Consider the following 24,497-nt stretch of genomic DNA (forward strand, 5'->3'; position numbering starts at 1 on the left):
TACCAAGGCCCACGGCCCCCTGCGCGTTCATCCGTGCGGCGTCACACTTGATATTCGGCCCAGTAGAGCGCGGTGTCGCCGTAGCGCTTCGTCCGCATCGGCTCGAAGCCCGGCGGCCAGTCCGGCTCACCGTCCCGCGCGGCCCGTTCGATCACCACGAGCGCGCCGTCCGCGATCCACCCGCCCTCGGCGAGTGCGGCCATGACCTCCCCCAGGCGGGTGGAATCCACCGCGTACGGCGGGTCGGCGAGGACGATGTCGAAGGTCTCCGGCGCCGGAGCGGCGACAACGGACTCGACGGTCCCTGCCCGGACGGTGCCGCCGAGCGCCAGCGCGGCGACGTTCCCCTTGAGGATTTCGACAGCGCGCCGGTCGTGTTCGACGAACAGCGCGCCCGCCGCGCCCCGGGACAACGCCTCCAGCCCGAGAGCGCCGGAACCGGCGTAAAGGTCGAGGACCCGGGCCCCCTGCAGTTCGCCGGCGACCTCCAACGCGTTGAACAGCGCTTCGCGCACGCGTTCCGACGTGGGCCTCGTGCCCTTCGGAGGGACCTTCAACCGCCTGCCGCCCGCGGTCCCCGCCACGATCCTGGTCATTGGAGCATCGTGCCTCAACGACATCCACCGTGACGTTGCCCGGGACTTGGTGAAGCCTCCGTCCTGCTCGCGTAGAGTCGTCCTTCGCCCTCGGAGGCGATAGAAGCGTTTAGGAGCGTTGCGTGTCCGAACCTCGGGTCAGACGGGCCGAGATCGCCATCGAGCAAGCCCATGTGGACACCGTCTACACCCGGCTCGCCGAACTGCGAGCCCAGGCTGAGGCCATGCGTACCAAGGGCTATGAGATCGGCCATGGCGCCGGGCGTGAGGCGATCTTCGAGCAGGCGTCGATGCTGTTCGAACGAGACATGATGGTCTACCACGCCAATCAGACCCTCCAGACTCTCGACGCGGAGTACGAGGGGCTGGTGTTCGGCAGGCTCGACCACGTCGACAACGACCACATCTACGTCGGACGGCTCGGCATCCGCGACGCCGAGTTCGACAACCTCGTCACCGACTGGCGCGCGCCCGCGGCGGCGGCGTTCTACCAGGCGACCGCCGAGGAGCCGATGGACGTCGTCCGGCGCCGGGTGATCCGGTGTTCCGGCCAGAACGTGCTCGACGTCGACGACGACGTCCTGATCGCCGACGCGGTCCCCGAGAACATGCAGATCGTCGGCGAAGGCGCCTTGATGGCCGCGCTCGGGCGGTCTCGTGGCGAGAAGATGCGGGACATCGTCGCGACCATCCAGAAGGAACAGGACGAGGTCATCCGCGCGCCGTGGCGCGGTGTCACGGAGATCACCGGCGGTCCCGGCACCGGCAAGACCGCGGTCGCGCTGCACCGCGCGGCGTACCTGCTCTACCGCCACCGCCGCCAGCTCGGCGGCGCGGGCGTGCTGGTGATCGGCCCGTCCGGGGTGTTCACCAGCTACATCTCGCGGGTGCTGCCGTCGATGGGTGAGACGAACGTCGAACTGCGCGCGCTCGGCGAGGTGCTCGACGGCCTCGAAGCGACCCGTCAGGACCCGGCCCCGTTGGCCGCGATCAAGGGCTCGCTGCGGATGCGCAAGATGCTGCTGCGGGCGCTGCGCGACACCCCGCCGGACGCGCCGGAGGACATGAAGATCGTCTACCGCGGCGAGGTGCTGCGGCTGAACGCGCGCGAGCTCGACAAGGTGCGCCGCAAGGTGCACACCGCGGGCGGGCCGCCGAACCGGTCGCGGATCCGGGCGGCCGAGGCGCTGCTGGACGCGCTCGCCGCGAAGGCCGAGCAGCACGCGAAGGACGACGGCCGTCAGATCGACAAGGGCGAGCTGATCACGGAGCTCGGCGAGCGGATCGAGTTCCACCGGTTCCTCGTGGTGTGGTGGCCGATCCTGTACCCGGCGCAGATCCTGCGCTGGCTGGGCACCGAGAAGAAGCTGGCCGTCGCCGCGAAGGGCCTGCTCAACCGGAGTGAGATCAGCCTGCTCGCCGCCGACCTCGCCGACCGGTCCCGTGGCTGGACCATCGCGGACATCGCGCTCCTCGACGAGCTGCGCGTCCTGATCGGCCCGCCGCCCAAGAAGCGTCGCGGCAGGCAGACCATCGACGTCCACCCGGAACGCGGCGGCGCCCCGACCAGGCCCGAGCACTACGACGAGTACTCGCACGTGGTCATCGACGAATCACAGGACCTTTCGCCGATGCAGTGGCGGATGGTCGGGCGACGCGGCAAGTACGCGAGCTGGACCGTGGTCGGCGACCCGGTGCAGAGCTCGTGGCCGGATCCGGCCGAGGCCGCGATGGCGCGGGACCAGGCCTTCGGGCTCAAGACGACTCGGCGCCGGTTCACCCTGCGCACCAACTACCGGAACTCGGCGGAGATCTTCGACCTGGCCGCGAAGGTCGTCGCCGGGCACGCCGAGGCGGGCGAACTCCCGCACGCGGTGCGGCAGACCGGCATCACGCCGGAGGTCCGGCCGGTCGAGGCCGCCGGTCTGGAGTCCGCGACACAGGCCGCGGTGAAGGAACTGATGGGGGCCGTCGAAGGCACCGTCGGCGTGATCACCGCCATGGACCGCGTGCCCGAGGTCGAGGGCTGGCTCGACGGGCTTTCGGACGAGCGGCTCAAGGTCGTCGGCAGTCTCGACTCCAAGGGTCTCGAGTACGACGCCGTCGTCCTGGTGGAGCCGAACGACCTCATCACGGAGTCGACCACCGGACGCCGGGTGCTGTACGTCGCGCTGACCCGCGCCACCCAGCAGCTCACGGTGCTGGCTTCCAACCCGGACTGGATCCCGTCCGTCTGAGCGCTCGCATCCAGAGGACTGGATGCGCAGATACGCTGAAGGGCTCCTTCAGGGCACTGGTGAATGTCCTGAAGGAGCCCTTCAGACCCCCGGTGAGTGAAACGTCGTGGGACGTATCGCACGTCCAGGGGTATTTCTAGCGCCTATTCGTTGTTCGGTGTCACGGCGTCGCCACCGAACAACAACGCCGAACAACGAATCGGCGGTGGTCACGGGCACGGAGGCCGGTAGTCGAGCCCCGGCAGGTGTTGTTCCCACTCGTCCGCCGTGATCCGCGGGTGGACGGTCGCGCAGATGCGTTCCGCGGCCCGTTCGGGGCTCGTTTCCCACAACCGCACGCTGCCGTCCGCGACGGAACCCGCGAGAGTGTGCCCATCGGGTGCGAACGCCACCGCGTTGACCCTGTCGACATCGTCGGTCAGGCTCGCCGACTCGCGGACCGTCCCGGGATCGGAGACATCCCATAGTCGCACGGACCGGTCGTAGCTGCCGGTCGCGAAGGTCTTCCCGTCCCCGCTGAACGCCACCGAGATGACGTTGTCGGTGTGCCCGGCCAGCACCGCCGCCTCCCGGGGAGCCGCCGGATCCGTCACATCCCACACCCGCGCGGTGCGGTCGGCACTGCCGGTGGCGGCGAGTTTGCCGTCCGGGCTGTAGGCCACGGAGAACACGGTGTCGGCGTGTCCCTTCAGTACCGAAAGCTGCTTCGGCGCTTTCGCCAGGGAGATGTCCCACAACCGCGCGGTGTGATCCCAGCCGCCGCTCAGCAGGGTGCGGCCGTCCGGGCTGAACGCGATCGAATGGACGTCGTCCTCGTGCCCGGTGAGGGTCGCGAGTTCGACGGGCCGCCGGACGTCGGCCACGTCCCACAGTTTCACCGTGTGCCCGCTGCCCGCTGTCGCGAGCGTCCGGCCGTCGGGGCTGAACGCGACCGGATCGGTCTCCTCCGCCGGCCGGTAGAAGACGCCGGTGTCGACCGGTGCACGCGGATCGGTGACGTCGATCAGCCGCATCGTGTGATCCCAGGAGCCCGCCGCGATGGTCCGGCCGTCCGGGCTGAACGCGAGACCGCAGACGCCCTGGCCGAAGCCCGCGACCTTGCTCAGCTCGCGCGGGTTCCGGGTGTCGGCGACGTCGACGAGGCGCAGCACGCCGTCCTGGCTGCCGGTGGCCAGCAGTTTCCCGTCGGAGCCGAACACCGCCCGGCACGCCGACCTCGCCGGACCGCTGATCGCGGGCCCCGGCAGATCCCACAGCCGCACCGTCTGGTCGTCGCTCGCGGTCACCAGCGTGCGGCCGTCGCCGGAGAACACCGCCCAGACCACCGCGGCGGTGTGCCCGGTGAGCGGCGGTTTCTCTCGCGGCTTCGCCGGATCGCTGATGTCCCACAGCCGCGCGTTGCGGTCGAAACCGGTCGTCGCCAGCGTCGTCCCGTCGGGGCTGAACGCCACGGACCGCACGATGGTCTTGTGCGCGGTCATCGTCCCCAGCCCGACCGGCGCCATCGGGTCGGCGATGTTCCACAGCCGCGCGCTCTGGTCGATGCTCGCGGTGGCGAGCGTGCGGCCGTCCGGGCTGAACGCCGCCGAGTGGATGCCCGCGGTATGCCCCGTCACCACTCCGAGCGGCCTGGCCCCGCGCGGGTCCGCGACGTCCCACAGCCGCGCGGTCTTGTCCGCGCCGCTCGAGACGAGCGTCCGCCCGTCCGGGGAGTAGGCGAGACCGTTGACGTTGCCGGTGTGCCCGGTCAGGGTGGCCACGAGCACCGGTTTCGCGAGATCGCGGACGTCGAACAGGCGCACCGTGCCGTCGCCGTCCGAGGTGGCGAGCACCGCCGCCTTCGGGCTGAACGCCACCGCGTTGACCCGGCTCGGATGCTCTCCGACCACGACGCCCGGCCCCGGTTTCGCGGGGTCGGCGACGTTCCACAGGCGCGCGGTCTTGTCCCAGCCCGCCGTCGCGACGGCGCCACCGTCGGCGCTGAACGACACCGAGTTGACGTTGGCGGTGTGCCCGGACAGCGTGGCCAGTTCGATCGGGCGGTGGGGGTTCTTGACGTCCCACAGCTTGGCCGTCTGGTCCCAGCTCCCGGTCACCATCACCTGACCGTCGCCGCGCAGCGCGGCCGCGTTGACGCGGTGGTCGTGTCCGGCGACGCGGGTCGAATACGGCGACTCGAACATCCCGAGCACGCTGCCGCGGGTGTCCACGCTCGGATCGACGCGGTACGCCGCGAGCGCGAGCTGCGCGGCCAGGGCCGGGTTCGTCGGCCGCATCGCCAGTGCCTGCCCCGCGACCTTCTGCGCGAGCGCGCTGTTGCGCTGGCTGGTCGCGGTCTGCTCGGCACGGACGGCGTACACCATCGCGGCCGTCGCCAGCACCAGCAGCACGGCCAGGAGCGCGACGAGCTGGCGCAACCGCCGGGTGCGGCGCCGCGCGACGGCCTGCTCGTGGTTCTCGATGGCCACGCTCGCGTCGAGGAACCGGCGTTCGCGCTGGGAGAGCGCGCTGTCGTGCTCGCCCGCCCACTCCATGGCGATGGCCAGCCGCGCGCCGCGATAGAGCCAGCCGTCGTCGCGGCCGACCGATTCCCACGCGTCCGTCGCCTCGGTGATCTGGCGGTGCACGCGCAGGCCCTCGCGGTCTTGGGCGAGCCACTCACGCAGCCGCGGCCAGCCGCGGATCAGCGCCTCGTGCGCGATCTCGATGCCGTTGTCGTCGAGGGTGACCAGCCGCGACGACGCCAGCCTGTCCAGCACCACGGCGACGTCCGGGTCGTCGGCGTCCACTTCGTCGCGGGTGATGCGGCGTTTGGTGTCCTCGGTGCCTTCGCCGAGCGCGGTCATCCGCAGGAAGATCTGGTTCGCCAGCCGCTGCTGGTGTTCGCTCAGCGCGGTGAAGGTGTGCTCGGAGGTCTGCGCGACCGACCGTTCGATCCCGCCGGTGGACTCGTAGCCGGTGAGGGTGAGCGTGTTGCCGTGGCGGCGGCGCCAGGTCTCCAGGAGCGCGTGCGAAAGCAGCGGCAGCACGCCGGGCTGCCCGGTCGCGTCGGCGACCAGCCGCGAGACCAGCGCGTTCTCGACGCGATACCCGGCGTCGATGGCGGGCCGAGAGATGGCCTGCCGCAGCTCCTCGGTGCTCATCGGGCCGACGAGGATCTGCGCGTCCTGCATGGCCTCGACGAGTTCGGGATGCCGCGCGCAGTGGGTGTAGAAGTCGGTGCGGATGCCGAGGACCACCCTGGTCCGGCTCTCCGGTTCGGTCGTCGCGGTGACCAGCGCGGACAGGAAGGCCGCCCGCTCGCCGGCGTCCTGGCAGAGCGTGAAGACCTCTTCGAACTGGTCGACGACGAGGACGACATCGCCCTCGCGATCGGCGACGAGCTGGCGCGCGGCGAGGCCGAGGTTGCGCGGATGCTCGGTGAACTCCGCGAGCAGGCCGCCGGGGGCGAGCCCGAGCGCGGCCCCGAACTGGACGGCGCACTCCTGCAACGGCCGGGAACCGGGCGTCATCAGCACCGTGATGGAGCTCTCGCCGAAGGCGGGCAGCAGACCCGCCCGGAGCAAGGAGGACTTACCGGAACCCGACGCTCCCAGAACGGCCAGGAATCGCTGCCCCGAAAGCCTCGAGACGAGTTTTTCGACCAGTCGTTCGCGCCCGAAGAATCGGCTCGCGTCATCGGGACCGAATGCGGTCAGGCCGATATAAGGGGCCGATTCCCCATTCAGCGGCACAACCGGTGAATCGCTGACTCCAGTACGCGTCCGCTCGGTCACGTCGTGCCACCGGGCTTCCCACTCCGCCTCGGGCCCGTCGCAGGCCCGGACGTAGGCCAAGGCCACCGCCAAGCTGGGCATCTTCTTCCCGCCGGCGGCTTCGGAGAGGGTGCCCGCCGAGTAATGGGCACGCCTGCCCAGCTCTCGGTACGTCGGGTTCCCGGCTTTCTCCCGCAATCGCCGGAGATCGGCGGCGAACTCCAGCAACGGATCGTCCCCAGGGCCCAAAGGTCGCTCCGGACGCGGCACCTCAATCCTTTCTTTTCAGTGGTTTTCCCACGGTCGCATTCGGGGGCCACCGTACCGCGAATAGGGACGAAGTCCGCCTGGTACCGGGTACATCGCGTCGGTTAATTTCGATCGATTGACAGGTGCCCGACGTCACGGGAAGGGATCGGGGTCCGGAGGCGTTGTACCGATGCGTGACCTCCTTGCCTGACATCCCGCTGTCCGTGCTCGACCTCTCGCCCGTCGTGGCCGGGGGCGGCGTTGGCGACTCGCTGCGCAACACCCTCGACCTCGCCCGCCGGACCGAAGCCCTCGGCTACCACCGGTACTGGCTCGCCGAGCACCACAACATGCCCGGGATCGCGAGTTCCGCGACCGCCGTGATGATCGGCCAGGTCGCGGCCGCCACCGAACGCATCAGGGTCGGCTCCGGCGGGGTCATGCTGCCGAACCACGCGCCGCTGGTGGTCGCCGAGCAGTTCGGCACCCTGGAGGCGTTCCACCCCGGCCGGATCGATCTCGGCATCGGCCGCGCCCCGGGTACCGACCAGCGGACCGCGCTGGCGCTGCGCGGCCCCGGCGGGCTCACCGCGGAGAACTTCCCGCAGCAGTTCGCGGAGCTGCTGGCCTACTTCGAGCACTCCAACCAGCGCGCCGTCAACGCCGTGACCGCCGAGGGCAACAAGCCGCCGGTGTGGCTGCTCGGTTCGAGCGGCTTCAGCGCGCGCATGGCCGGCGAGCTGGGCCTGCCGTTCTCGTTCGCGCACCACTTCAGCGCCGAGAACACGCTGCCCGCCGTCGCGCTCTACCGCGACTCGTTCAAACCGTCGGACGTCCTGGACGAGCCGTACGTCATGCTCGGCGTCTCCGTGGTGGCGGCCGAGACCGACGAAAGGGCCCAGTACCTGGCCGCGCCCAGCGGCCTGACGTTCCTCAGCCTCCGCAAGGGCCGCCCCATCCCGCTGCCGACGCCGGAAGACGCCGCGGCCTACCCGTACACCGACATCGAGCGCGTGTTCATCGAGGACAGGGCTTCGAGCAGCATCATCGGTTCGCCCGAGACGGTCCACAAGGGACTCGAGACGCTGCTGGCCGACACGGCCGCGGACGAGCTGATGATCACGACCATGGTGCACGACCAGGCGGACCGGGTGCGGTCCTACGAACTGGTGTCCGAACTGGCGCGCTGACGCCAGGCAGGCGGTCGCGCCGAGGCGCGTTGCGAAAGCCACGTTCGCAACCTTCAACGTTGCGAACGGGGCTTTCGCAACAGCACCGTCCGCGGGTCACCTCCGGCAGCGCCCCATGTCGCGAAAGCCACTTTCGGGACATCTGACGTCCCGAAAGTGGCTTTCGCGACACGCCACAACGCCCCGCCGGCTCCCGCCCCGCCAGACCGCGCCCCGGTCCGTGAAGGCCTCCTTGAGGGACCCAGAGTCCCTCAAGGAGGCCTTCACGGACTTGGCGCCAGGGCTTTCACCCACCCCCGCTCCCCGAACGGCCCACCGCACCCGGGATCACGAAAGAACGGACAAGGCCCCCGCCCGCCTTTGTCACAAAAGAACAAGAATTCACCGGTTACCAGGACGTGATGTCTTGATCACACCGAAGTTCTTGTCACCAAGCAGGCGCGTCATTAGCGTACCGACCAGTAGCAAACAGCACGGTAACACCCCGTTGACCCTATTCAACGATTCCGTTCCGCCATTCGGAGCAAAGGAATTGAGGTAGCTGGGGTGTATTAGCCGTGCCCGAAAAACTGGAGGGTCGGCGTGGGCGTCCGGACTAACGCACCCTCATTTCCCGGTGCGGGTGCCCTCCGGGAGACCGGCAGGCTCTACTCACTCGGCCTCGACGTCGTCCGCCTGACCTTCCGGCGGCCGTTCCAGGCCCGCGAGCTGATACAGCAGTTCTGGTTCATCGCGAGTGTGTCGATCCTGCCGACGGCGCTGGTCGCGATCCCGTTCGGCGCGGTGATCGCGCTGCACATCGGCTCGCTGACCGCGCAGATCGGCGCGCAGTCCTTCACCGGCGCGGCCAGTGTGCTGGCGATCATCCAGCAGGCCAGCCCGATCGTGACAGCGCTCCTGATCGCGGGCGCCGGCGGGTCGGCGATGTGCGCGGACCTCGGGTCACGCACGATCCGCGAGGAGATCGACGCGATGGAGGTGCTCGGGGTCTCCCCGATCCAGCGCCTGATCGTGCCGCGTGTGCTCGCCGCGATGGGGGTCTCCGCATTCCTGAACGGAATGGTCAGCGTGGTCGGCGTCCTCGGCGGCTATTTCTTCAACGTCATCATGCAGAACGGGACACCCGGTGCGTATCTGGCCAGTTTCTCCGCTCTCGCGCAACTGCCGGACCTCTGGATCAGCGAGATCAAGGCGGTCATCTTCGGTTTCGTCGCGGCGATCGTCGCTTCCTATCGCGGGCTCAATCCCAAAGGCGGCCCGAAAGGCGTCGGTGACGCGGTGAACCAATCCGTGGTGATCACGTTCCTGCTCCTGTTCCTGTTGAACCTGGTGCTGACGACGCTTTACCTGCAGCTCGTCCCGGCGAAGGGCAGCTGATGACCACGACGACACCCACCCGTTCCACGCGGGTCCGCGAGGCCGTGGACCGCCGGTTCGGTTTCCTGGACACGCTCGGCGACCAGATCCTCTTCTTCCTCAAGGCACTCGCCTGGGTGCCGCGCGCGCTGCACCGCTACGTCCGTGAGATCACCCGCCTGCTGGCCGAGGTCAGCTTCGGCAGCGGCGCGCTCGCGGTCATCGGCGGCACGATCGGCGTGATGATCGGGATGACCGTGTTCACCGGCACGGTCGTCGGGCTCCAGGGATACTCGGCGCTCAACCAGGTCGGCACGTCGGCGTTCGCCGGGTTCGTCTCCGCGTACTTCAACACCCGCGAGATCGCCCCGCTCGTCGCGGGCCTGGCGTTGTCGGCCACCGTCGGCTGCGGGTTCACCGCGCAACTGGGCGCGATGCGGATCTCCGAGGAGATCGACGCCCTCGAAGTGATGGGCATCCCCAGCGTCCCGTACCTGGTGACCACCCGGATCATCGCGGGCTTCCTCGCGGTCATCCCGTTGTACGCGATCGGCCTGCTGACCTCGTACCTCGCGTCACGCCAGATCACCGTCTGGTTCTACGGCCAGTCCGCGGGCACCTACGACCATTACTTCCTGCTGTTCCTGCCACCCGGGGACGTGCTCTGGTCGTTCGGCAAGGTGCTGGTGTTCAGTGTCGTGATCGTGCTCGCCCACTGTTACTACGGTTTCCGCGCGAGCGGCGGGCCCGCGGGTGTCGGGGTGGCCGTCGGCCGCGGTGTCCGCACCGCGATCGTGGCCGTCAGCGTGCTGGACTTCTTCCTCAGCCTCGCGATCTGGGGCGCGACCACGACGGTGCAGGTGGCCGGATGAGCCGGCGCGGGCTGCGCAAAGCCGGGGTCAGGACGGCCGGGGTGTTGTTCCTCGTGGTGATGTCCGCCCTCGTGCTGCTGTCGATCAAGATCTACCAGAAGGACTTCGTCACCTCGGTCCCGGTGACGCTGCAAGCCGACCGGGTCGGCAACCAGTTGCGCGTGGGCGGTCAGGTCAAGGCACGCGGCGTGATGGTCGGCGAGATCCGCGACGTCCGCGCGACCCCGGCCGGCGCGGAGATCGACCTCGCGATGGAACCCGGCAAGGTCTCCCAGCTGCCGAAGACCGTGTCCGCGCTGCTCGTGCCGAAGACCCTGTTCGGCGAGCGGTACGTGCAACTGTCCATTCCGGACGGACCGGCGGGCCCGCCACTGGCCTCCGGCGACGTGATCACGCAGGACCGCTCGGCCAACGCGATCGAACTCGAGCGGGTCTTCGACAATCTGTTGCCGCTGCTCAAGGCGGTACAGCCGCAGAAGCTCGCGACCACGTTGACCACGGTCTCCACCGCGCTGGAAGGCCGCGGCGACCAGATCGGCGACACCTTGGCCACCGCGGCACGGTACCTCGAAGAGTTCAACCCGAACCTCCCGACGCTGAACGACAACATCCGCGACCTGGCGAAGGTTTCGAAGCTGTACGGCGACATCGCGCCGGATCTGCTCGACGCGTTGAGCGCCTCGGCGGTCACCCTCGACACCGTCCAGGAGAAACGAGCCGAACTGGCCACCGTGTACCAGCAGGTGACGGCGTCTTCCCAGCATGTCACGACGTTCCTCACCAACAACCGCGCCAACATCATCGCGCTCGCGACCGACAGCAGGGCACCGCTCGAGGTCGCCGCGAAGTACTCGCCGAGTTTCGCCTGCACGCTGATCGCGATGGCCGAACTGAAGCCGCAGATGGACAAGGTGCTGGGGGCGGGCACCGCCGAACCCGGCCTGCACGCGGACATCGTCGTCACCCAGCCCCGAGGCAAGTACGTACCGGGAAAGGACGACCCGGTGTACAACGCCACCGGCGAGCCGCGCTGCTATCCGTCGAACGGCCTGATGGGCCAGGGAATCGCCGCGACCGGTGAGACCACCGCCGCGCTCCCGGGCGTCCAAGGCGACCTCGGCCTGGCGAACTCACCGCAGGAACGCGAGCTGATCTCCACACTGGTCGCGCCGTCGCTCGGCGTCCCGTCCGCGCAGGTCCCCGCCTGGGGCAGCGTGCTCGTCGGCCCGCTCTACCGCGGCACGGAGGTGACCCTGCGATGAGGAACTTCGTGAGCCCGCTGATCAAAGGGCTGATCTTCGTCGTCATCACGACGCTGGCCACGGTGCTGCTGGCGGTGTCCATCACGAACACCGGTCTCGGCGACACCAAGACCTACAGCGCGAAATTCCTCGACGCGACGTCGCTGAACGTCGGCGACGACGTCCGGATCTCCGGGGTGCGCGTCGGCCAGATCGAGGAACTCGAAATCGCCGACCACAGCCTGGCCCGCATCAGGTTCTCGCTCGATTCGCAGCGCAGGCTGCCCGCCGACGTCAACGCGGTGATCAAGTACCGCAACATGGTCGGCCAGCGCTACATCGCCCTCGAACGCGGCAAGGGCAGCCCGGAGTACCTGCGGCCGGGGGCGGAGATCCCGCTGGAGCGCACGACTCCCGCGCTGGACCTCACGGAACTGTTCAACGGCTTCAAACCGCTGTTCCAGGCGTTGTCCCCCAAGGACGTCAACCAGCTCTCCGGCGAGATCGTCCAGGTGCTGCAGGGCGAAGGCGGCACGGTGGAAAGCCTGCTCGCGCACACGGGTTCGCTGACCACCACGCTCGCCGGCCGCGACAAGGTGATCGGCGACGTGATCACGAATCTGGACACGGTGCTGAAGACCATCAACGGCAAGGGCGACGCTCTGTCCACTTTGGTCTCGACGCTGCGCGAGCTGGTCTCCGGCCTCGCCGGTGACCGCACCGAGATCGGGGAGGCCGTCTCCGGGCTCGCGGATCTCACCACCGCCACGGCCGGTCTGCTCGAACAAGGCCGGAAGCCGCTCAAGGACAGCATCACCGGCGTCGGCCTGCTCTCGGAGCAACTCGTGAAGGGCAAGGACGAGATCGAGCGGTCCCTCACCGTACTGCCGCAGAAGCTGAACGAACTGGGGCGGATCAGCTCCTACGGATCCTGGATGAACTTCTACCTTTGCTCGAGCGTCCTCCAGACCAAGCCTCCCCGCGGGGTCCCGGCGACGGCGGAGAGGTGCACGTCGTGAAACCCTTCAAGGAGCGGAACCCGATCGTCATCGGGCTCGTCGGCAGCGCCGTCGCGGCCGGGATGCTGACCGCGACGCTCAACTACGAAAGTCTTCCGATCATCGGCTCCGGCACCACCTACCAGGCGGAATTCTCCGAAGCGGCGGGATTGCAGGAGGACGACGAAGTCCGCATCGCCGGGATCAAGGTCGGCGCGGTGAGCGAAGTCCGGCTCGCCGAAGACCACGTCGTGGTGAGCTTCCGGGTCAAGGACGCGTGGGTCGGCGACAAGACCGCCGCCGAGATCAAGATCAAGACCTTGCTGGGCCGGAAGTTCCTCGCGCTGCGCCCGACCGGCGACACGGTGCAGAACCCGAAGCAGGTCATCCCGCGCACCCGGACCGTGACGCCCTACGACGTCACCGAGGCGTTCAACGGGCTGGCCGACACCGCCGGCGCGATCGACACCGATCAGCTCGCGGAGAGCTTCACCACGCTCAGCGACACGTTCAAGAACTCGCCGGAGCACATCCGGAAGGCGCTCGACGGGCTGACGTCGCTGTCGAAGACGGTTTCCTCACGCGACACCGAACTCAACAGCCTTCTGTCCAACGCGCACGGCCTCACCACCACGCTCGCGAACTCGAACGACGACTTCGCGAAACTCCTCTCGGACGGCAATCTGCTGCTGACCGAACTGGACAACCGGCGGCAGGCGATCCACGACCTGCTCACCGGCTCACAGGAACTCGCCACGCAGCTCTCGGGCCTGGTGAAGGACAACAAGGACCAGCTCGGCGGCGCGCTCAGCCAGCTCGGAGAGGTGACCGACATCCTTCAGCGGCAGAACGACAATCTCGCCAAGAGCCTCGACCTCGCCGGACCGTACTTCCGCGTGGTGAACAACTCGCTCGGCAACGGGCGCTGGGTGGACGGCTACCTGTGCGGGCTGATCCCGGAGAACCGGGATCCCTGCACGCCGCCGATGCCCGGAGGTGGCCGATGACCAGCAGATTCGTCACTCTCGCGCTCGTGCTCGCGCTGGCCGTCGTCGGCGGTCTCTGGTGGATCTTCTCCGGCAGCGGGCTCGACCGCGTCACGGTGTACTTCTCGCGCGCCGTCGGTGTCTACAGTGGATCGGACGTCCGGGTGCTCGGCGTCCGGGTCGGCCAGGTCGAATCGGTGGCCCCGGAAGGGGAACAGGTCAAGGTCGTGCTGACCGTCGACGGTTCGACGCCGATCGCCACCGACACCAACGTCTTGGTGGTGGCGCCGAGTGTGGTGGCCGACCGGTACGTCCAGTTCACCAAGCTCACCCGCTCCGGGAACCGGCTGGACGACGGCGCGGTCATCCCCGTCGAGCGCACCGGCACCCCGGTGGAGCTCGACCAGCTCTACTCCAGCCTCGACACCCTCGCCAAGGCGCTCGGCCCCAACGGCGCCAACGCCGACGGCGCGCTGTCGGACCTGCTGCGCACCGGCGCGAAGAACCTGCAGGGCAACGGCAAACCGTTCAACGAGTCGGTGCGCAACTTCGCCGACCTCGCCAGGACCCTGTCCGGGAACTCGCAGAACCTGTTCGCCACCGTCGACGAACTGCAGCGGTTCACCTCGATGCTGGCGACCAACGACCGGAACGTCAGCGAGATCAACAAGCAGCTCGCCTCGGTGACCGGCACGCTGGCACAGAACAAGAACGAACTCGCCCGCGCGCTCAACGGCCTCGGCGGCGCGCTGGCCGAGATCCAGCAATTCATCCGCGACAACCGCGCGCTGATCAAGTCCAATGTGGACAAGCTCGCGGTGACCACCGGGACGCTGGTCGACAAACGCGCCGCGCTGGCCGAAACCCTCGACACGATCCCGCTGGCGGTGACGAACGTGCTCGAGGCCATCGATCCGAAGACCGGGAAGCTGCAGAGCCGCGGCAACCTGCTCGAGTACGCCCCGCTCCCGCTGCCGGTCGCCGGCGCCACCTACACCGGGGGGCGCTGATGACCGCGAACCGGAAGATCGCCGTACTCGCCGCCTGCTGCCTCGCGCTCACCGCCTGTTCCTCCGACTTCAAGGGTGTCTACGACCTGCCGTTGCCCGGCGGCGCGGACATCGGCGACCATCCGTACCGGGTGACCGTGCAGTTCGCCGACGTACTCGACCTGGTCCCCCAGGCCGCGGTGAAGGTGGGCGACGTCCCGGTCGGCCGGGTCGAGACGATCGCACTCGGCGAAGACGGCTGGACGGCCGAGACGGTCTTGGCGGTCAACGGCGACGTCCTCCTGCCCGCCAACGCCATCGCGCGGCTGCGGCAGTCCAGCCTGCTCGGCGAGAAGTTCATCGAGCTCGCCCCGAGCGCGGCGAAGGCCGAAGGCAGGCTGGGTGACGGCGCCGTGATCCCTGTCGCGAACACGAACCGCAACCCGGAGTTCGAGGAGATCTTCGGCGCGCTGTCCCTGCTGCTCAACGGCGGCGGGATCGGCCAGCTGCAGACCATCAACCGCGAACTGTCGAAGGTGATGGACGGCAACGAGGAGGAGATCCGCTCGTTCCTGTCCACCGTGGAACAGCTGGTGTCCAATCTGGACTCGCACCGCACCGACATCACCTCCGCGCTCGACGGGCTCAACCAGCTCTCGACGACGCTGGCCAACCGGAAGAAGCAGGTCGAAGGCGCGCTCACCGATCTCACGCCCGGCCTCAAGAGCCTCTCCGATCAGCGCACCCAGCTCGTCTCGATGCTCCAGTCGCTGGATCAGCTTTCCGGTGTCGGCGTCGACGTGATCAAGAAGAGCCGGGACGACCTCGTCGCCGACCTCACCGCCCTCGCGCCGATCCTCAAGCGGCTGGCCGACGCCGGTCAGAGCCTCCCCCAGTCGCTGGAGATCCTGCCGACGTTCCCGTTCACCGACGCCGTCCTCGAGGGGATCAAGGGCGACTACCTGAACGTCTACGCCTCGATGATCCCCGCGCCGGGCGCCGAACTCCCTCCCCCGGGCGAAGGTGTCCCGCCGGGACTCCCGACGCTGCCGCTGCCGTCTCCCGGAGGTAGCTGATGCTGACCGCCCGTATCCGGATCCAGGTGATCGCGTTCGTCATCATCGCCTTGGCGACGACGGCGTTCGTCGGGGCCAACTACGCGGGCCTCGACCGGCTTTTCGGGGCGAGCGGCTACACCGTGAAACTCGCGCTGACCGACGGCGGGGGCCTGTTCACCAACGGCGAGGTGACCTACCGCGGCGTCGCGGTCGGCCGGGTCGGCGAACTGCGGCTCACCGCCGGGGGCATGGAAGCGGATCTGCTGATCGACGACGACGCGCCCCGGATCCCCGCGAACTCGCGGGCGGTCGTGGCGAATCGGTCGGCGGTCGGCGAGCAGTTCGTCGACCTGCAGCCGCGCACCGGCGACGGCCCTTTCCTGGCCGAAGGCTCGGTCATCCCGCGTGAGGCGACGAGCGTGCCGCTGCCGGTGCAGCACCTGCTGACCGATCTGGACTCGCTGACCGCGTCCGTGCCGACCGAGGATCTGCGGACCGTTGTCGACGAACTCGACAACGCCCTGCGCGGTTCCGGCGCGAACCTCCAGGTGCTGCTGGACTCCACCACCGACTTCACCAAACAGGCCGCGAACCACCTGCCGCAGACGGAGAAACTGCTCACCGACGGCTCGACCGTGCTGAAGACCCAGGTCGACTCGTCGCAGGAGTGGCGGCGGTTCAGCGACAACGCCAGGCAGTTCGCCGAACAGCTGTCCCGTTCGGACGGTGACCTGCGCCGGCTGATCGCGACAGCGCCCGAGGCGGCGACCCAGCTCTCCGGACTGCTGCGGGACAACGAGCCGGGTCTGCCGATCCTGCTGGCGAACCTGCTCACCACGTCGCACGTGTTCTCCGCGCGCACCGACGGCCTGCGGCAGCTGCTGATCAACACCCCGAAGGCGGTCTCCGCCGTCGACGCGGCCGTCGACGAAACCTCCGGGAAGATCGGGCTGGTCCTGACCTTCTTCGATCCGATGCCTTGCACGAAGGGCTACGGCGACACGGAGATCCGCGACAGCAGGGACCTTTCGTCGCTGCCGTTCAACACCGCCGCCGCGTGCACGCTCGACAAGGGCAACCCGAGTTCGGTCCGCGGCTCCCAGAACGCGCCGAAGGGCGGTGTCCCGCCCGCCGCCGTCCCCGGCGGGTTCGGCGCCGACGGTCAGCCGACGTCCACCAGCCTCGAGGAGATGTTGTGGCTGCGCAACTGAAGATCGCGATCGCCGTGTTCGCCGCGGCCTGCGCTTTCGCGGGGTGGGCCGGGTACACCTGGTTCACCGCGACGAGCTCCGAGGCCGTGTCCTACGGGAGCTCGCGCGACGACGCGTTGAAGAACGGTCGTGAGCTCGTCGCCCGGCTGACCAGCCTCGACCACCACCGCGTCGACCAGGGCATCGCCGACTGGCTCGCCGCGTCGACCGGTCCGCTGCGCGATCAGCTGAGCAAGACCGACGACGCGACCAAGCAGACCCTGACCAAGGACGCGACCGTTTCGACGGGCAAGGTGCTCGACGCGGCGATCAGCGAACTGGACGACCACGCGGGAACGGCCAAGATGCTGGCTTCGGTGGAGATCACGATGGCGCGGGAAGGCGCGGCGCCGACGACGAAGCGCAACCGGTTCGCCGCCGGGCTGACCAGGACCGGCGAAGGCTGGAAGCTCAGCGCGCTCGACCAACTCCCGGTGGGTGCGCGATGACCGCCACCGCCGATACCGACGCCGACACCGACGATGTCACCGAGACCGAAACCACGACCGAGGCCGCGGCCGAACCCGTCACCGAAGAGACCCCCGAACAGCCGTCCCGCCGGCCGAAGCTGCCACTGATCCTGCTGGTCGCGGCCGCCGTGCTGGTGGCGGCGGGGGTGTGGTCCACGCTGGAGGCGAGGTCGATCTCGGCGGCGCCGTCGGCGGCCAACACCGCGCTCACCGACGTGGGGGCCACGGCCGAGGTGAACTCGGCGGTGACGGTGGCGCTCAACAAGATCTTCTCCTATTCCTACGACCGGACCGATGTCACCGAAAAGGCGGCGGCTTCGACGCTGAGAGGTAAGGCGCTGGAGTCTTACAACCAGTTGTTCGCACAAGTCAGGGAAAAGGCTCCGGCGCAGAAACTCGTTCTCACGACCCGCGTCTCCTCGTCTGCCGTCCAGGAACTCGACGGCGCCAAAGCGCGACTGCTGGTATTCCTCGATCAAGCGGCGACCCGGGCCGACAGCAATTCTTCGACGGCGGCGGCAGCGCAGCTTTCGGTCACGGCCGAACGAGAAGGCGACAACTGGGTCATAACCGACCTCGTCCCCCGGTGACAAACCGGTCGTTCCCCCTTTCGTCCCCGTTATAAAACACGAGAGAAAACAAGGAGAAACCCATGTTCGGTCGAACGCGCCCGAAAACCGTCCGCCGCCGTCTCGGCACGGTCGTCGCACTCACCGCCGCGGCCGCCATGGCGGGCTCCCTTGCCGCCACCCCCGCCCTGGCGGACGACCCGGTGGAGATCCCGGTGTCCTACACCGTCACCGGCAAGACCGTGGTGAAGAAGACCGGCGGCAGCCTCGACCTCGGCCCCGGTCAGCTCAACGGTGCCCTGGTCATCGACGGTGACAACGTCGGGATCCGGGGCGACCTCGCGTTACCCCCGTCCACCGCGAACATCTCGCTGGTCTCGGGTGTCTTCAAGATCAAGGCCCGCGTGCGGGTCGAGCCGACCGGCCCGGTCACCGGCACACTGGCCAACGGCGACCTGACCACCCATTCGCAGGCGAACATGCTGATCGACAACATCGTCGTCGGCCTGTTCTGGCCGGTCATCCCGCTCCCGACGGTGCCGAACGCCTGCAAGACCGTCAAACCGCTCGACCTCACCCTGGTGTCGAAGAACGTCGACCTGTTCGCGGAGATCATCCCGTCGTCGGGCGTGTTCACCATCCCCGAGTTCAAGGACTGCTTCATCAACGACCTCGCGCTGGGCGCGTTGATCTCCGGTCCCGGCAACACGATCAACCTGAACATGAAGTCGAACCTGTCCTGAACCTCTTGGCCGATCCCAGAACCTGTCCGTGAAGACATCCCTCGAGGGACCCTGGTTCCCTCGAGGGATGTCGTCTCGGCGAGCTTGCGGAGCTCAGGCCGGCGTGACCAGCACGCCCCGCGACGATGAAGGATTCAGGACACTGAACGTCCCAATTCCTTCATCGTCGACTTCGACGCCCGACCGGCCAGCGCGATGGTGAGTGCTCAGCCGTCACAGGCGTGTTATCGAGGGGTAACGCAAACATGGCCCAGGTGAGCGAAGGCGTGACTCCCGTGCTCAGGAACGGATCTCGCGTGCTCAGACGGCGAACTCCGTTATCGTCGCCCGATCACACGAGATCCGGCTCCAATCACACGTGATCGCCCCCCGAACACACGTGAACGCCCATCCCACCCGCACTCACGACAGGTTCAGCAGAAGTACGGCGCGGTCGGGTCCACGAGCGCCACCCCGGTGCTGTCACCTGCGGAAATGGCGTACACCGGAGTGCAGACGCCGGAGAACTTCCAGAAGTCCGTCGGCGGTTCCGTGCTGACGTCCCGGCTCTCCGACTTCACGTTGCTGCCCCAGGCGAAGACGCTGCCGTCGGACTTCAACGCCACGTTGTGGTTGAAACCGGCGTCGATGGCGACGACGCCGGACTGCGCCTCCGGCGGGACCGTGGCCTGCCCGTAGCCGTTGTCGCCCCACGCGATGACGCCGCCGTTCTTCAGCGCGATGCTGTGCCGGAAGCCCGCCGAGACCGCAGACACCCCGGACGTCGCCGCCGCGGGCACGGTGATCTGCCCTTTTCCGTTGCTGCCCCAAGCGACGACGCCGCCGTTCTTGAGCGCCAGTCCGTGGTCGCCGCCGGCGGAGATCGCCGAGACACCGGACGAAACCGTTGCGGGAACAGCGGTTCGCGAACCCCAGCTCAGCACGCTGCCGTTCGTTTTGAGCGCCAGGTTGAAGTACGCGCTGGTGGAGATCGCGGTGACCCCCGAGGTCGCGGCCGCCGGGACGACGTTCTGGCCGTAGAAGCCGTTGCCCCAGGCGATGACGCCGCCGTTCTTGAGCGCGAGTTCGTGTGCCCAGCCCGCGGCTATCGCCGAAACCCCGGACGTGGCCGCGGCCGGAACGGTGGCCTGACCGTAGCTGTCGTTGCCCCAGGCGATCACGCCTCCGTCCTTGAGGGCCAGGTGCGTGATCGCACCCGCGGAGACGGCGCTCGCCCCGAGCGCCGCCGGAGGGATGGTCCCCTGCCCGTAGTCGTTGCTCCCCCACGGCCGCGCTTCGCCGGTGGGCGCGGCGTGGGCGGTACCGGAAAGGGAAACCGTGGCGATCATTACGGCTATCGCGCCACTCGTCACGCGCCGTGTCGTGGATCGTCGATTCTCGGAAGCCATGGGCGAAATGTTAACCCGGCTCCACCGATCGGCCGCGTCTTTGTCACCGCCGGACAAACTTCATAATCGCATTCAGCGCGCGCTGACAAGAAAGAACGGGCTACTCACCCACCCTGAAACAGGTAGACATGAATCCTTGTTACGTACATAACTCGCGGGTAACCTCGGTTTACCCCACCACCGAGAAAGCCGCTCAAGTCGAGCATATTTGATCAGAAAAATCCGCCGAAAGGCGCATGGGGAAAGCCGCCCGAGACGTAAACTGGATCAAAGGAGATGACAGGTATGTCCCGCAGACTTGGCAAGTTGTCAGCAGGCGTCGCCACCACCGGCATCGTGATGGGCGCGGTCGCCGTGCTCACCGCCGGCACGGCCCTCGCCGCGACCACCTATGCCACCGGCACGGTCGCGTACATGTGCAACTTCCCCGGCATCGGCCAGCAGCAGCTGGACGTGAAGGCCCAGTTCGACGGCCCGACGTCGATCGCCTCGGGCGCCACCGCCACCCCGACGAACATCTCGGGGACCGCGACGATCAACGCCACCATCAACGCCCTGCTCAACGCCGCCAACTACGACGGCGTCCGCGGCAAGGCCAACATGCCGATCACCATCACCAACGCCACCCCGGCGTCGGCGACGGTGACGAACCTGGACGTCCCGACCCAGATCAACCCCTACGTGCCCGGCCCCCGGTCGTTCAACATCGTCCAGGCCACGGGCACCGGCGTCCCGACGTTCACCGCCGGCACCCCCGGCTCGGCGACCGCTTCGCTCGGTACCACGATCAACGCGCCGCTGGACTTCCACAAGAAGGACGGCACCTGGACCGCGTGGAACTTCAACTGCACCGTGAAGAACACCAACCCGGCCCAGAACCGCGCGTTCAGCCCGTCGATCACCATCACCTGATGAACCATCCGTGCGGGGCGGGGACGCCCGCCCCGCACGGGCTCCACCCGCCCGAAACGAAGGGAGTCCTCATGGGACAGCGGATCCGCCGGGCAGGCGCGACCGCGGCCGTCATGGTCGGCGCGGTCTCCCTGCTCACCGCCGCACCGGCGGCGGCCACCACGTCCTTCGCCACGGGGACCATCACGTACATGTGCAGCTTTCCGACGATCGGTCAGCAGCCGCTCGACGTGAAGATGGCCTTCACCGGCCCCGATTCGGTGCCCGCGGGCGGCTCGGTCACCCCGGCCGGGATCACCGGGAGCCTCGTGTTCAACCCGACGCTCAACGCCGTGACCTTCAACGCCAGCAACAGAGACGGCCTTCGCGGCACGATGACCGCACCGGTGACCGGAACGAACGTCACCCCGGCTTCGGCGGTCGTCACGTCTTTGAGGATTCCCGAACAGATCGCACCTTATGTTCCGGGGCCACGCACGATCCAGTTCACGCAGGACGCGAGCACCGTCGTCCCCGGCTTCGGCGCGGGCACGCCCGGTCAGGCGGTCCTCTCGCTCGGGACCAAGCTCCGCATCGAAGCCGATCTTCACCAGAAGGACGGGACGCGGAGCCCCTGGACGTTCAACTGCACCGTGAAGAACACCAACCCGGCGCAGAACCGCGCGTTCGGCCCGGCGATCACGATCACCTGACACACTGGCTCAAGGCACGAGAGGAACCCCTATGACGCAGCAGGTTCGCCGGGCACTCGGGAGGTTTCCCGTTCTGGCGGGCGTCATCCTGCTCGCGGGGGTCAACGGCGCGCTGGCCTCGTCGGCGGCGACCGATCCGACGGCACCGCCCAAGACGCCGCTGCAGGGCGAGGCCGCCGCGCAGCGGACCCTGGCCAACACCTGCGTCTTCCCGGATCCCGTCGGGGCGCGACCGGTCACAGTGGACACCAAGGCCACGTTGCCGAAAGTCGTCCCAACCGGAAAACCGGTGCAGGTCAAGGACTTCTCCCTGACCTTCACCATCGGCGAAGGAGCACTCGGGCCCGCCGCCGAGGTCGCGGGTGGAGCGTCCGTCGAACTCACGGCCGCGAACGGGGACAAGAAGACCCCGATACCGGTGTCCCTGACGATCCCGGCGACGAAGATACCCGCCACCGGCGAACTGAAGCTGGTCGCGACGGGCAAGGTTCCCGAGATCCTGCTGAACGTGCCGTCCGAACTGCGGCTGAGCACCGGGGTACCGTCACTGACGCTGACCGCCGCCGAAACACCCCTCAAGCCGATCACCTGCACCCAGGCCCCGGACCAGGACACACTGCTCGGCAGTGTCGCGCTGCTCCCCCTCGGGAAACCCAAGCCACAGTCCGGCAAGCCCGAGGAGCAGAAGAAGCCCGGGGCCGACTCGCGGGCCGCGGACGACGTCCATGCCAGCGGCCTGTACCCCATCGCGTTGCAGCCGTTCGAACTGCAGGGCACGTCGTCGATCACCAAGCTCGGCGCCTTCGCGCGCCTGAAGCCCGCGATCATGATCAACGCGGTCTGGGAAGTCGACCTGGAGAACACCGAGGGGCCGGGAAAGGTCACCGGCTCGCTCATCATGCCGCCGAGCCGGATGACGTTCCTCGGCTACGGCTTCGTCCCGGTCAACGCGACCATGGAACTGCTGCCCGAGGACCACGCCACCGGCAACCACATCATCGACGTCGACGGGGTGGCGATCCCGGAGCCGTCGGGGAGCTCGACGGTCCTCACCCCGCTCAAGGTCTACGGGAAACTGAGCGAGGTCACCGTCAACGGGGTCGTCCTCGACGTCGGCGACAACTGCCTCACGGCCGAGCCGATCAAGATCAACCTTCGCGGCGAGAAGTACGGGATGTTCACCGGCGGTGTCGTGCGCACCGATCCTCAGTGGGAGGACCCGGCCTACAAGGCCTTCACCTTGCCCGCGTTCTCCGGTTGCGGGGTGAAGGAAGACCTCGACTCACTGCTGACCGGGATGGCGTCGGGGCCGGGCAACCAGGCATGTGTCGGCATCAACCAGGTCGGCCTGCCGTGGGAGCTGGAACGCAAATGCCCCAACGTGGACCCGCCGGTGGCGCGCCGCTGACCGTTCGGGGTGTCCCGGGTTCGCGGACACGCCGAACGCCCCGTCCGGCCCGCGGTCAGCTCGGCGTCCACTGTGGACTGCGGCGCGGCACCGGAAGCACCTCCGGGACCGCGTGATCCGTAGCCGTCCGCTGCGCGGCCGGACCGAACCCGCCCCGCAGCGCGAGTTCCATTTCGAACCGCGCTCCCGGGTCGCGCAGATACTCGCCGAAGGTCGCCTGCAGCTGTCGCATGCGGTACCGCACGGTCTGCGGGTGGACCTGGAGCCGCTCGGCGATGTCGACGACGTTGCCCTGGCTGTCGAGCCAGGCGCGAAGGGTTTCGAGCAGCCGTTCCTGCTGTTTCCCGGTCATCTCGGCGAGCGGGGCGAACAGGCGGTCGCGCAGCTGGCAGGTGAGCGCGGTGTCGGCGTTCACGAGCAGCGTGGCGAGGTGTTCTTCGGCGCGGATCACGCGGCGGGCCTGGATGATCCCGCGTTCGGAGAGGTGCAGGGCGTCGCGCGCCCAGCGCAGCGAATCGGCGACGGAGTCCAGCGGACGGCACGGGCCGATCGACAGCCGGTAGTCCGGCAGCGCGGCCTGCAGCGTGGCGAGGCGGGCGCCGGAGATCTCACCGGGGACGAGCAGACGCGGCTCAGCACAGTCGAGTTCGGCCAGGACATCCGAATCCACCGCGTTGTGCCGCCGGGGTCTGACGGTTTCGTTGATCGGGTGCAGCACCACCGGCGTCGCGCGTTCGGGTACCGCCCAGCCGGTCAGCTGCGCGAGTTCCGCGATCGCCTTCGACGGCGCGGGCGGGGTTTCCAGCACCAGGTGCAGCAGTTTCCGGCGCCAGGTGTCCAAGGCGCCCGCGGTGCGCGCCTTGGCTTCGAGGTAGCCGTCCAGCGCGACGGACGCGAGTTCGTCCATGAACGCGAGCATCGCGTCGGCCAGTTGCGACATCACCGCGGACGAGAGCCCGCTGCGACGGCCGACGCGCATGATGCGCCGCCAGGAGACCCGCGCGCCGACCCGGTAGGCCGACTGGAGCGTGTCGAGGCTGCGGCCTTCCCGCATCTCGTTCTGCCCGAGCCGGTGGTGGACCTCATGCGACTGTTCCTTGGAGACGGTCGGGTCGGCGATCTGGGCGACGAACAGCGTGATCGCGTACTCGACACCCGCGCGGATCGACTTGCCGTAGGGCCCGTCGAGCGGGCGCGCGTACGCGGGGATGGTCGCCCGGATCTCGTCGACGATCTCGTTGGCGAGACTGCCCAGCTCCGGCCGCAGGATGTCGGCCAGTTTGCGCGGCAATGCTGCGGGATGCGGCGCAGCGTGTTCGATTCCGCGCTCCAACGACATCGCAGCTCCTTTGCTCCGCCCAGCGTCCGGCACCCCACAATCGTCGTGGGGTGACAACGAACACATCGCAAACTCGCTCGTGAATGTGTCACCTTCCGCAGAAGAAACCGATTTCTTGTCACCGTCGTGACAAAATCACGGGTCGTCCCTGAATTTTGATGACAAGTGCCCGGCAAACGCCTCGCTCGGTACGTACGAA

20 protein-coding genes are annotated in these 24,497 nt (G+C 68.4%); 16 read left to right on the forward strand and 4 right to left on the reverse strand.

What is annotated here, in order from left to right:
• Positions 1-41: 41 nt before the first annotated feature.
• On the reverse strand, positions 42-596 hold the full coding sequence (rsmD, locus tag HDA45_RS10215) for a 16S rRNA (guanine(966)-N(2))-methyltransferase RsmD (protein ID WP_184894066.1): 555 nt from the start codon (positions 594-596) through the stop codon (positions 42-44).
• A 122-nt stretch (positions 597-718) separates the two neighbouring features.
• On the opposite strand from rsmD, the gene HDA45_RS10220 reads away from it, so the two are divergent.
• A complete protein-coding gene (locus HDA45_RS10220) occupies positions 719-2,833 on the forward strand; it encodes an AAA family ATPase (protein WP_184894068.1) in 2,115 nt (704 codons plus the stop codon).
• 209 nt (positions 2,834-3,042) lie between these two features.
• Here the strand turns inward: HDA45_RS10220 and HDA45_RS10225 are convergent, their stop codons facing one another.
• Positions 3,043-6,858, reverse strand: a complete 3,816-nt coding sequence (locus tag HDA45_RS10225) for an nSTAND1 domain-containing NTPase (RefSeq protein WP_425491685.1) — start codon at positions 6,856-6,858, stop codon at positions 3,043-3,045.
• Positions 6,859-7,031: 173 nt separating this feature from the next.
• On the opposite strand from HDA45_RS10225, the gene HDA45_RS10230 reads away from it, so the two are divergent.
• From HDA45_RS10230 to HDA45_RS10285, 12 genes are all read left to right on the forward strand, one after another.
• Positions 7,032-8,027, forward strand: coding sequence for an MsnO8 family LLM class oxidoreductase (locus tag HDA45_RS10230; protein WP_184894070.1), 996 nt, complete (start codon positions 7,032-7,034; stop codon positions 8,025-8,027).
• Positions 8,028-8,609: 582 nt separating this feature from the next.
• Positions 8,610-9,404 carry an MlaE family ABC transporter permease gene (locus HDA45_RS10235; RefSeq protein WP_076155564.1) on the forward strand — a complete coding sequence of 265 codons (795 nt, stop codon included), beginning with the start codon at positions 8,610-8,612 and terminating at the stop codon, positions 9,402-9,404.
• Positions 9,404-10,255 (forward strand): MlaE family ABC transporter permease, encoded by an 852-nt coding sequence (locus HDA45_RS10240; RefSeq protein ID WP_184894072.1) that lies wholly within the window; start codon positions 9,404-9,406, stop codon positions 10,253-10,255. The genes HDA45_RS10235 and HDA45_RS10240 overlap by 1 nt, the downstream gene beginning before the upstream one ends.
• Positions 10,252-11,517 carry an MCE family protein gene (locus HDA45_RS10245; protein WP_184894074.1) on the forward strand — a complete coding sequence of 422 codons (1,266 nt, stop codon included), beginning with the start codon at positions 10,252-10,254 and terminating at the stop codon, positions 11,515-11,517. Before HDA45_RS10240 ends, HDA45_RS10245 begins: the two co-directional genes overlap by 4 nt.
• On the forward strand, positions 11,514-12,515 hold the full coding sequence (locus HDA45_RS10250; protein ID WP_184894076.1) for an MCE family protein: 1,002 nt from the start codon (positions 11,514-11,516) through the stop codon (positions 12,513-12,515). The genes HDA45_RS10245 and HDA45_RS10250 overlap by 4 nt, the downstream gene beginning before the upstream one ends.
• The gene (locus HDA45_RS10255) at positions 12,512-13,501 is read left to right on the forward strand and encodes an MCE family protein (protein ID WP_184894078.1); all 990 of its coding nucleotides are present in this window, start codon (positions 12,512-12,514) and stop codon (positions 13,499-13,501) included. The genes HDA45_RS10250 and HDA45_RS10255 overlap by 4 nt, the downstream gene beginning before the upstream one ends.
• Positions 13,498-14,490 carry an MCE family protein gene (locus HDA45_RS10260; protein WP_184894080.1) on the forward strand — a complete coding sequence of 331 codons (993 nt, stop codon included), beginning with the start codon at positions 13,498-13,500 and terminating at the stop codon, positions 14,488-14,490. The genes HDA45_RS10255 and HDA45_RS10260 overlap by 4 nt, the downstream gene beginning before the upstream one ends.
• Positions 14,490-15,545, forward strand: a complete 1,056-nt coding sequence (locus tag HDA45_RS10265) for an MCE family protein (protein WP_184894082.1) — start codon at positions 14,490-14,492, stop codon at positions 15,543-15,545. The genes HDA45_RS10260 and HDA45_RS10265 overlap by 1 nt, the downstream gene beginning before the upstream one ends.
• Entirely contained in the window at positions 15,545-16,738 is a 1,194-nt protein-coding gene (locus HDA45_RS10270) for an MCE family protein (protein WP_184894085.1), read from the forward strand. Before HDA45_RS10265 ends, HDA45_RS10270 begins: the two co-directional genes overlap by 1 nt.
• The gene (locus HDA45_RS10275; protein ID WP_184894087.1) at positions 16,723-17,226 is read left to right on the forward strand and encodes a hypothetical protein; all 504 of its coding nucleotides are present in this window, start codon (positions 16,723-16,725) and stop codon (positions 17,224-17,226) included. Before HDA45_RS10270 ends, HDA45_RS10275 begins: the two co-directional genes overlap by 16 nt.
• A complete protein-coding gene (locus HDA45_RS10280) occupies positions 17,223-17,837 on the forward strand; it encodes a hypothetical protein (protein ID WP_184894089.1) in 615 nt (204 codons plus the stop codon). The genes HDA45_RS10275 and HDA45_RS10280 overlap by 4 nt, the downstream gene beginning before the upstream one ends.
• Before the next feature lie 62 nt (positions 17,838-17,899).
• Positions 17,900-18,559 carry a hypothetical protein gene (locus HDA45_RS10285; RefSeq protein ID WP_184894091.1) on the forward strand — a complete coding sequence of 220 codons (660 nt, stop codon included), beginning with the start codon at positions 17,900-17,902 and terminating at the stop codon, positions 18,557-18,559.
• A 413-nt stretch (positions 18,560-18,972) separates the two neighbouring features.
• Here the strand turns inward: HDA45_RS10285 and HDA45_RS10290 are convergent, their stop codons facing one another.
• A complete protein-coding gene (locus tag HDA45_RS10290) occupies positions 18,973-19,887 on the reverse strand; it encodes an RCC1 domain-containing protein (protein WP_184905477.1) in 915 nt (304 codons plus the stop codon).
• A 345-nt stretch (positions 19,888-20,232) separates the two neighbouring features.
• On the opposite strand from HDA45_RS10290, the gene HDA45_RS10295 reads away from it, so the two are divergent.
• The 3 genes from HDA45_RS10295 (at position 20,233) to HDA45_RS10305 (ending at position 22,959) form a co-directional block, all read left to right on the forward strand.
• The gene (locus HDA45_RS10295; protein ID WP_184894092.1) at positions 20,233-20,859 is read left to right on the forward strand and encodes a DUF6801 domain-containing protein; all 627 of its coding nucleotides are present in this window, start codon (positions 20,233-20,235) and stop codon (positions 20,857-20,859) included.
• Positions 20,860-20,930: 71 nt separating this feature from the next.
• Positions 20,931-21,551, forward strand: a complete 621-nt coding sequence (locus tag HDA45_RS10300; RefSeq protein ID WP_184894094.1) for a DUF6801 domain-containing protein — start codon at positions 20,931-20,933, stop codon at positions 21,549-21,551.
• A 31-nt stretch (positions 21,552-21,582) separates the two neighbouring features.
• Positions 21,583-22,959 carry a DUF6801 domain-containing protein gene (locus tag HDA45_RS10305; protein ID WP_184894096.1) on the forward strand — a complete coding sequence of 459 codons (1,377 nt, stop codon included), beginning with the start codon at positions 21,583-21,585 and terminating at the stop codon, positions 22,957-22,959.
• A gap of 55 nt (positions 22,960-23,014) precedes the next feature.
• Here HDA45_RS10305 and HDA45_RS10310 read toward each other — a convergent pair whose 3' ends face one another.
• The gene (locus tag HDA45_RS10310; RefSeq protein ID WP_184894098.1) at positions 23,015-24,298 is read right to left on the reverse strand and encodes a PucR family transcriptional regulator; all 1,284 of its coding nucleotides are present in this window, start codon (positions 24,296-24,298) and stop codon (positions 23,015-23,017) included.
• Positions 24,299-24,497: the final 199 nt, after the last annotated feature.

Origin of the sequence: Amycolatopsis umgeniensis, assembly GCF_014205155.1 — a bacterium.
Taxonomy (GTDB): Bacteria; Actinomycetota; Actinomycetes; order Mycobacteriales; family Pseudonocardiaceae; genus Amycolatopsis; species Amycolatopsis umgeniensis.

What these genes read in the sequence shown, in the direction of transcription:
- rsmD (WP_184894066.1), bottom strand. Translation starts at nt 596, where the DNA reads ATGACCAGGATCGTGGCGGGGACCGCGGGCGGCAGGCGGTTGAAGGTC.
- HDA45_RS10245 (WP_184894074.1), top strand. Translation starts at nt 10,252, where the DNA reads ATGAGCCGGCGCGGGCTGCGCAAAGCCGGGGTCAGGACGGCCGGGGTG.
- HDA45_RS10240 (WP_184894072.1), top strand. Translation starts at nt 9,404, where the DNA reads ATGACCACGACGACACCCACCCGTTCCACGCGGGTCCGCGAGGCCGTG.
- HDA45_RS10310 (WP_184894098.1), bottom strand. Translation starts at nt 24,298, where the DNA reads ATGTCGTTGGAGCGCGGAATCGAACACGCTGCGCCGCATCCCGCAGCA.
- HDA45_RS10250 (WP_184894076.1), top strand. Translation starts at nt 11,514, where the DNA reads ATGAGGAACTTCGTGAGCCCGCTGATCAAAGGGCTGATCTTCGTCGTC.
- HDA45_RS10295 (WP_184894092.1), top strand. Translation starts at nt 20,233, where the DNA reads ATGTCCCGCAGACTTGGCAAGTTGTCAGCAGGCGTCGCCACCACCGGC.
- HDA45_RS10260 (WP_184894080.1), top strand. Translation starts at nt 13,498, where the DNA reads ATGACCAGCAGATTCGTCACTCTCGCGCTCGTGCTCGCGCTGGCCGTC.
- HDA45_RS10280 (WP_184894089.1), top strand. Translation starts at nt 17,223, where the DNA reads ATGACCGCCACCGCCGATACCGACGCCGACACCGACGATGTCACCGAG.
- HDA45_RS10305 (WP_184894096.1), top strand. Translation starts at nt 21,583, where the DNA reads ATGACGCAGCAGGTTCGCCGGGCACTCGGGAGGTTTCCCGTTCTGGCG.
- HDA45_RS10290 (WP_184905477.1), bottom strand. Translation starts at nt 19,887, where the DNA reads ATGATCGCCACGGTTTCCCTTTCCGGTACCGCCCACGCCGCGCCCACC.
- HDA45_RS10265 (WP_184894082.1), top strand. Translation starts at nt 14,490, where the DNA reads ATGACCGCGAACCGGAAGATCGCCGTACTCGCCGCCTGCTGCCTCGCG.
- HDA45_RS10300 (WP_184894094.1), top strand. Translation starts at nt 20,931, where the DNA reads ATGGGACAGCGGATCCGCCGGGCAGGCGCGACCGCGGCCGTCATGGTC.
- HDA45_RS10285 (WP_184894091.1), top strand. Translation starts at nt 17,900, where the DNA reads ATGTTCGGTCGAACGCGCCCGAAAACCGTCCGCCGCCGTCTCGGCACG.
- HDA45_RS10270 (WP_184894085.1), top strand. Translation starts at nt 15,545, where the DNA reads ATGCTGACCGCCCGTATCCGGATCCAGGTGATCGCGTTCGTCATCATC.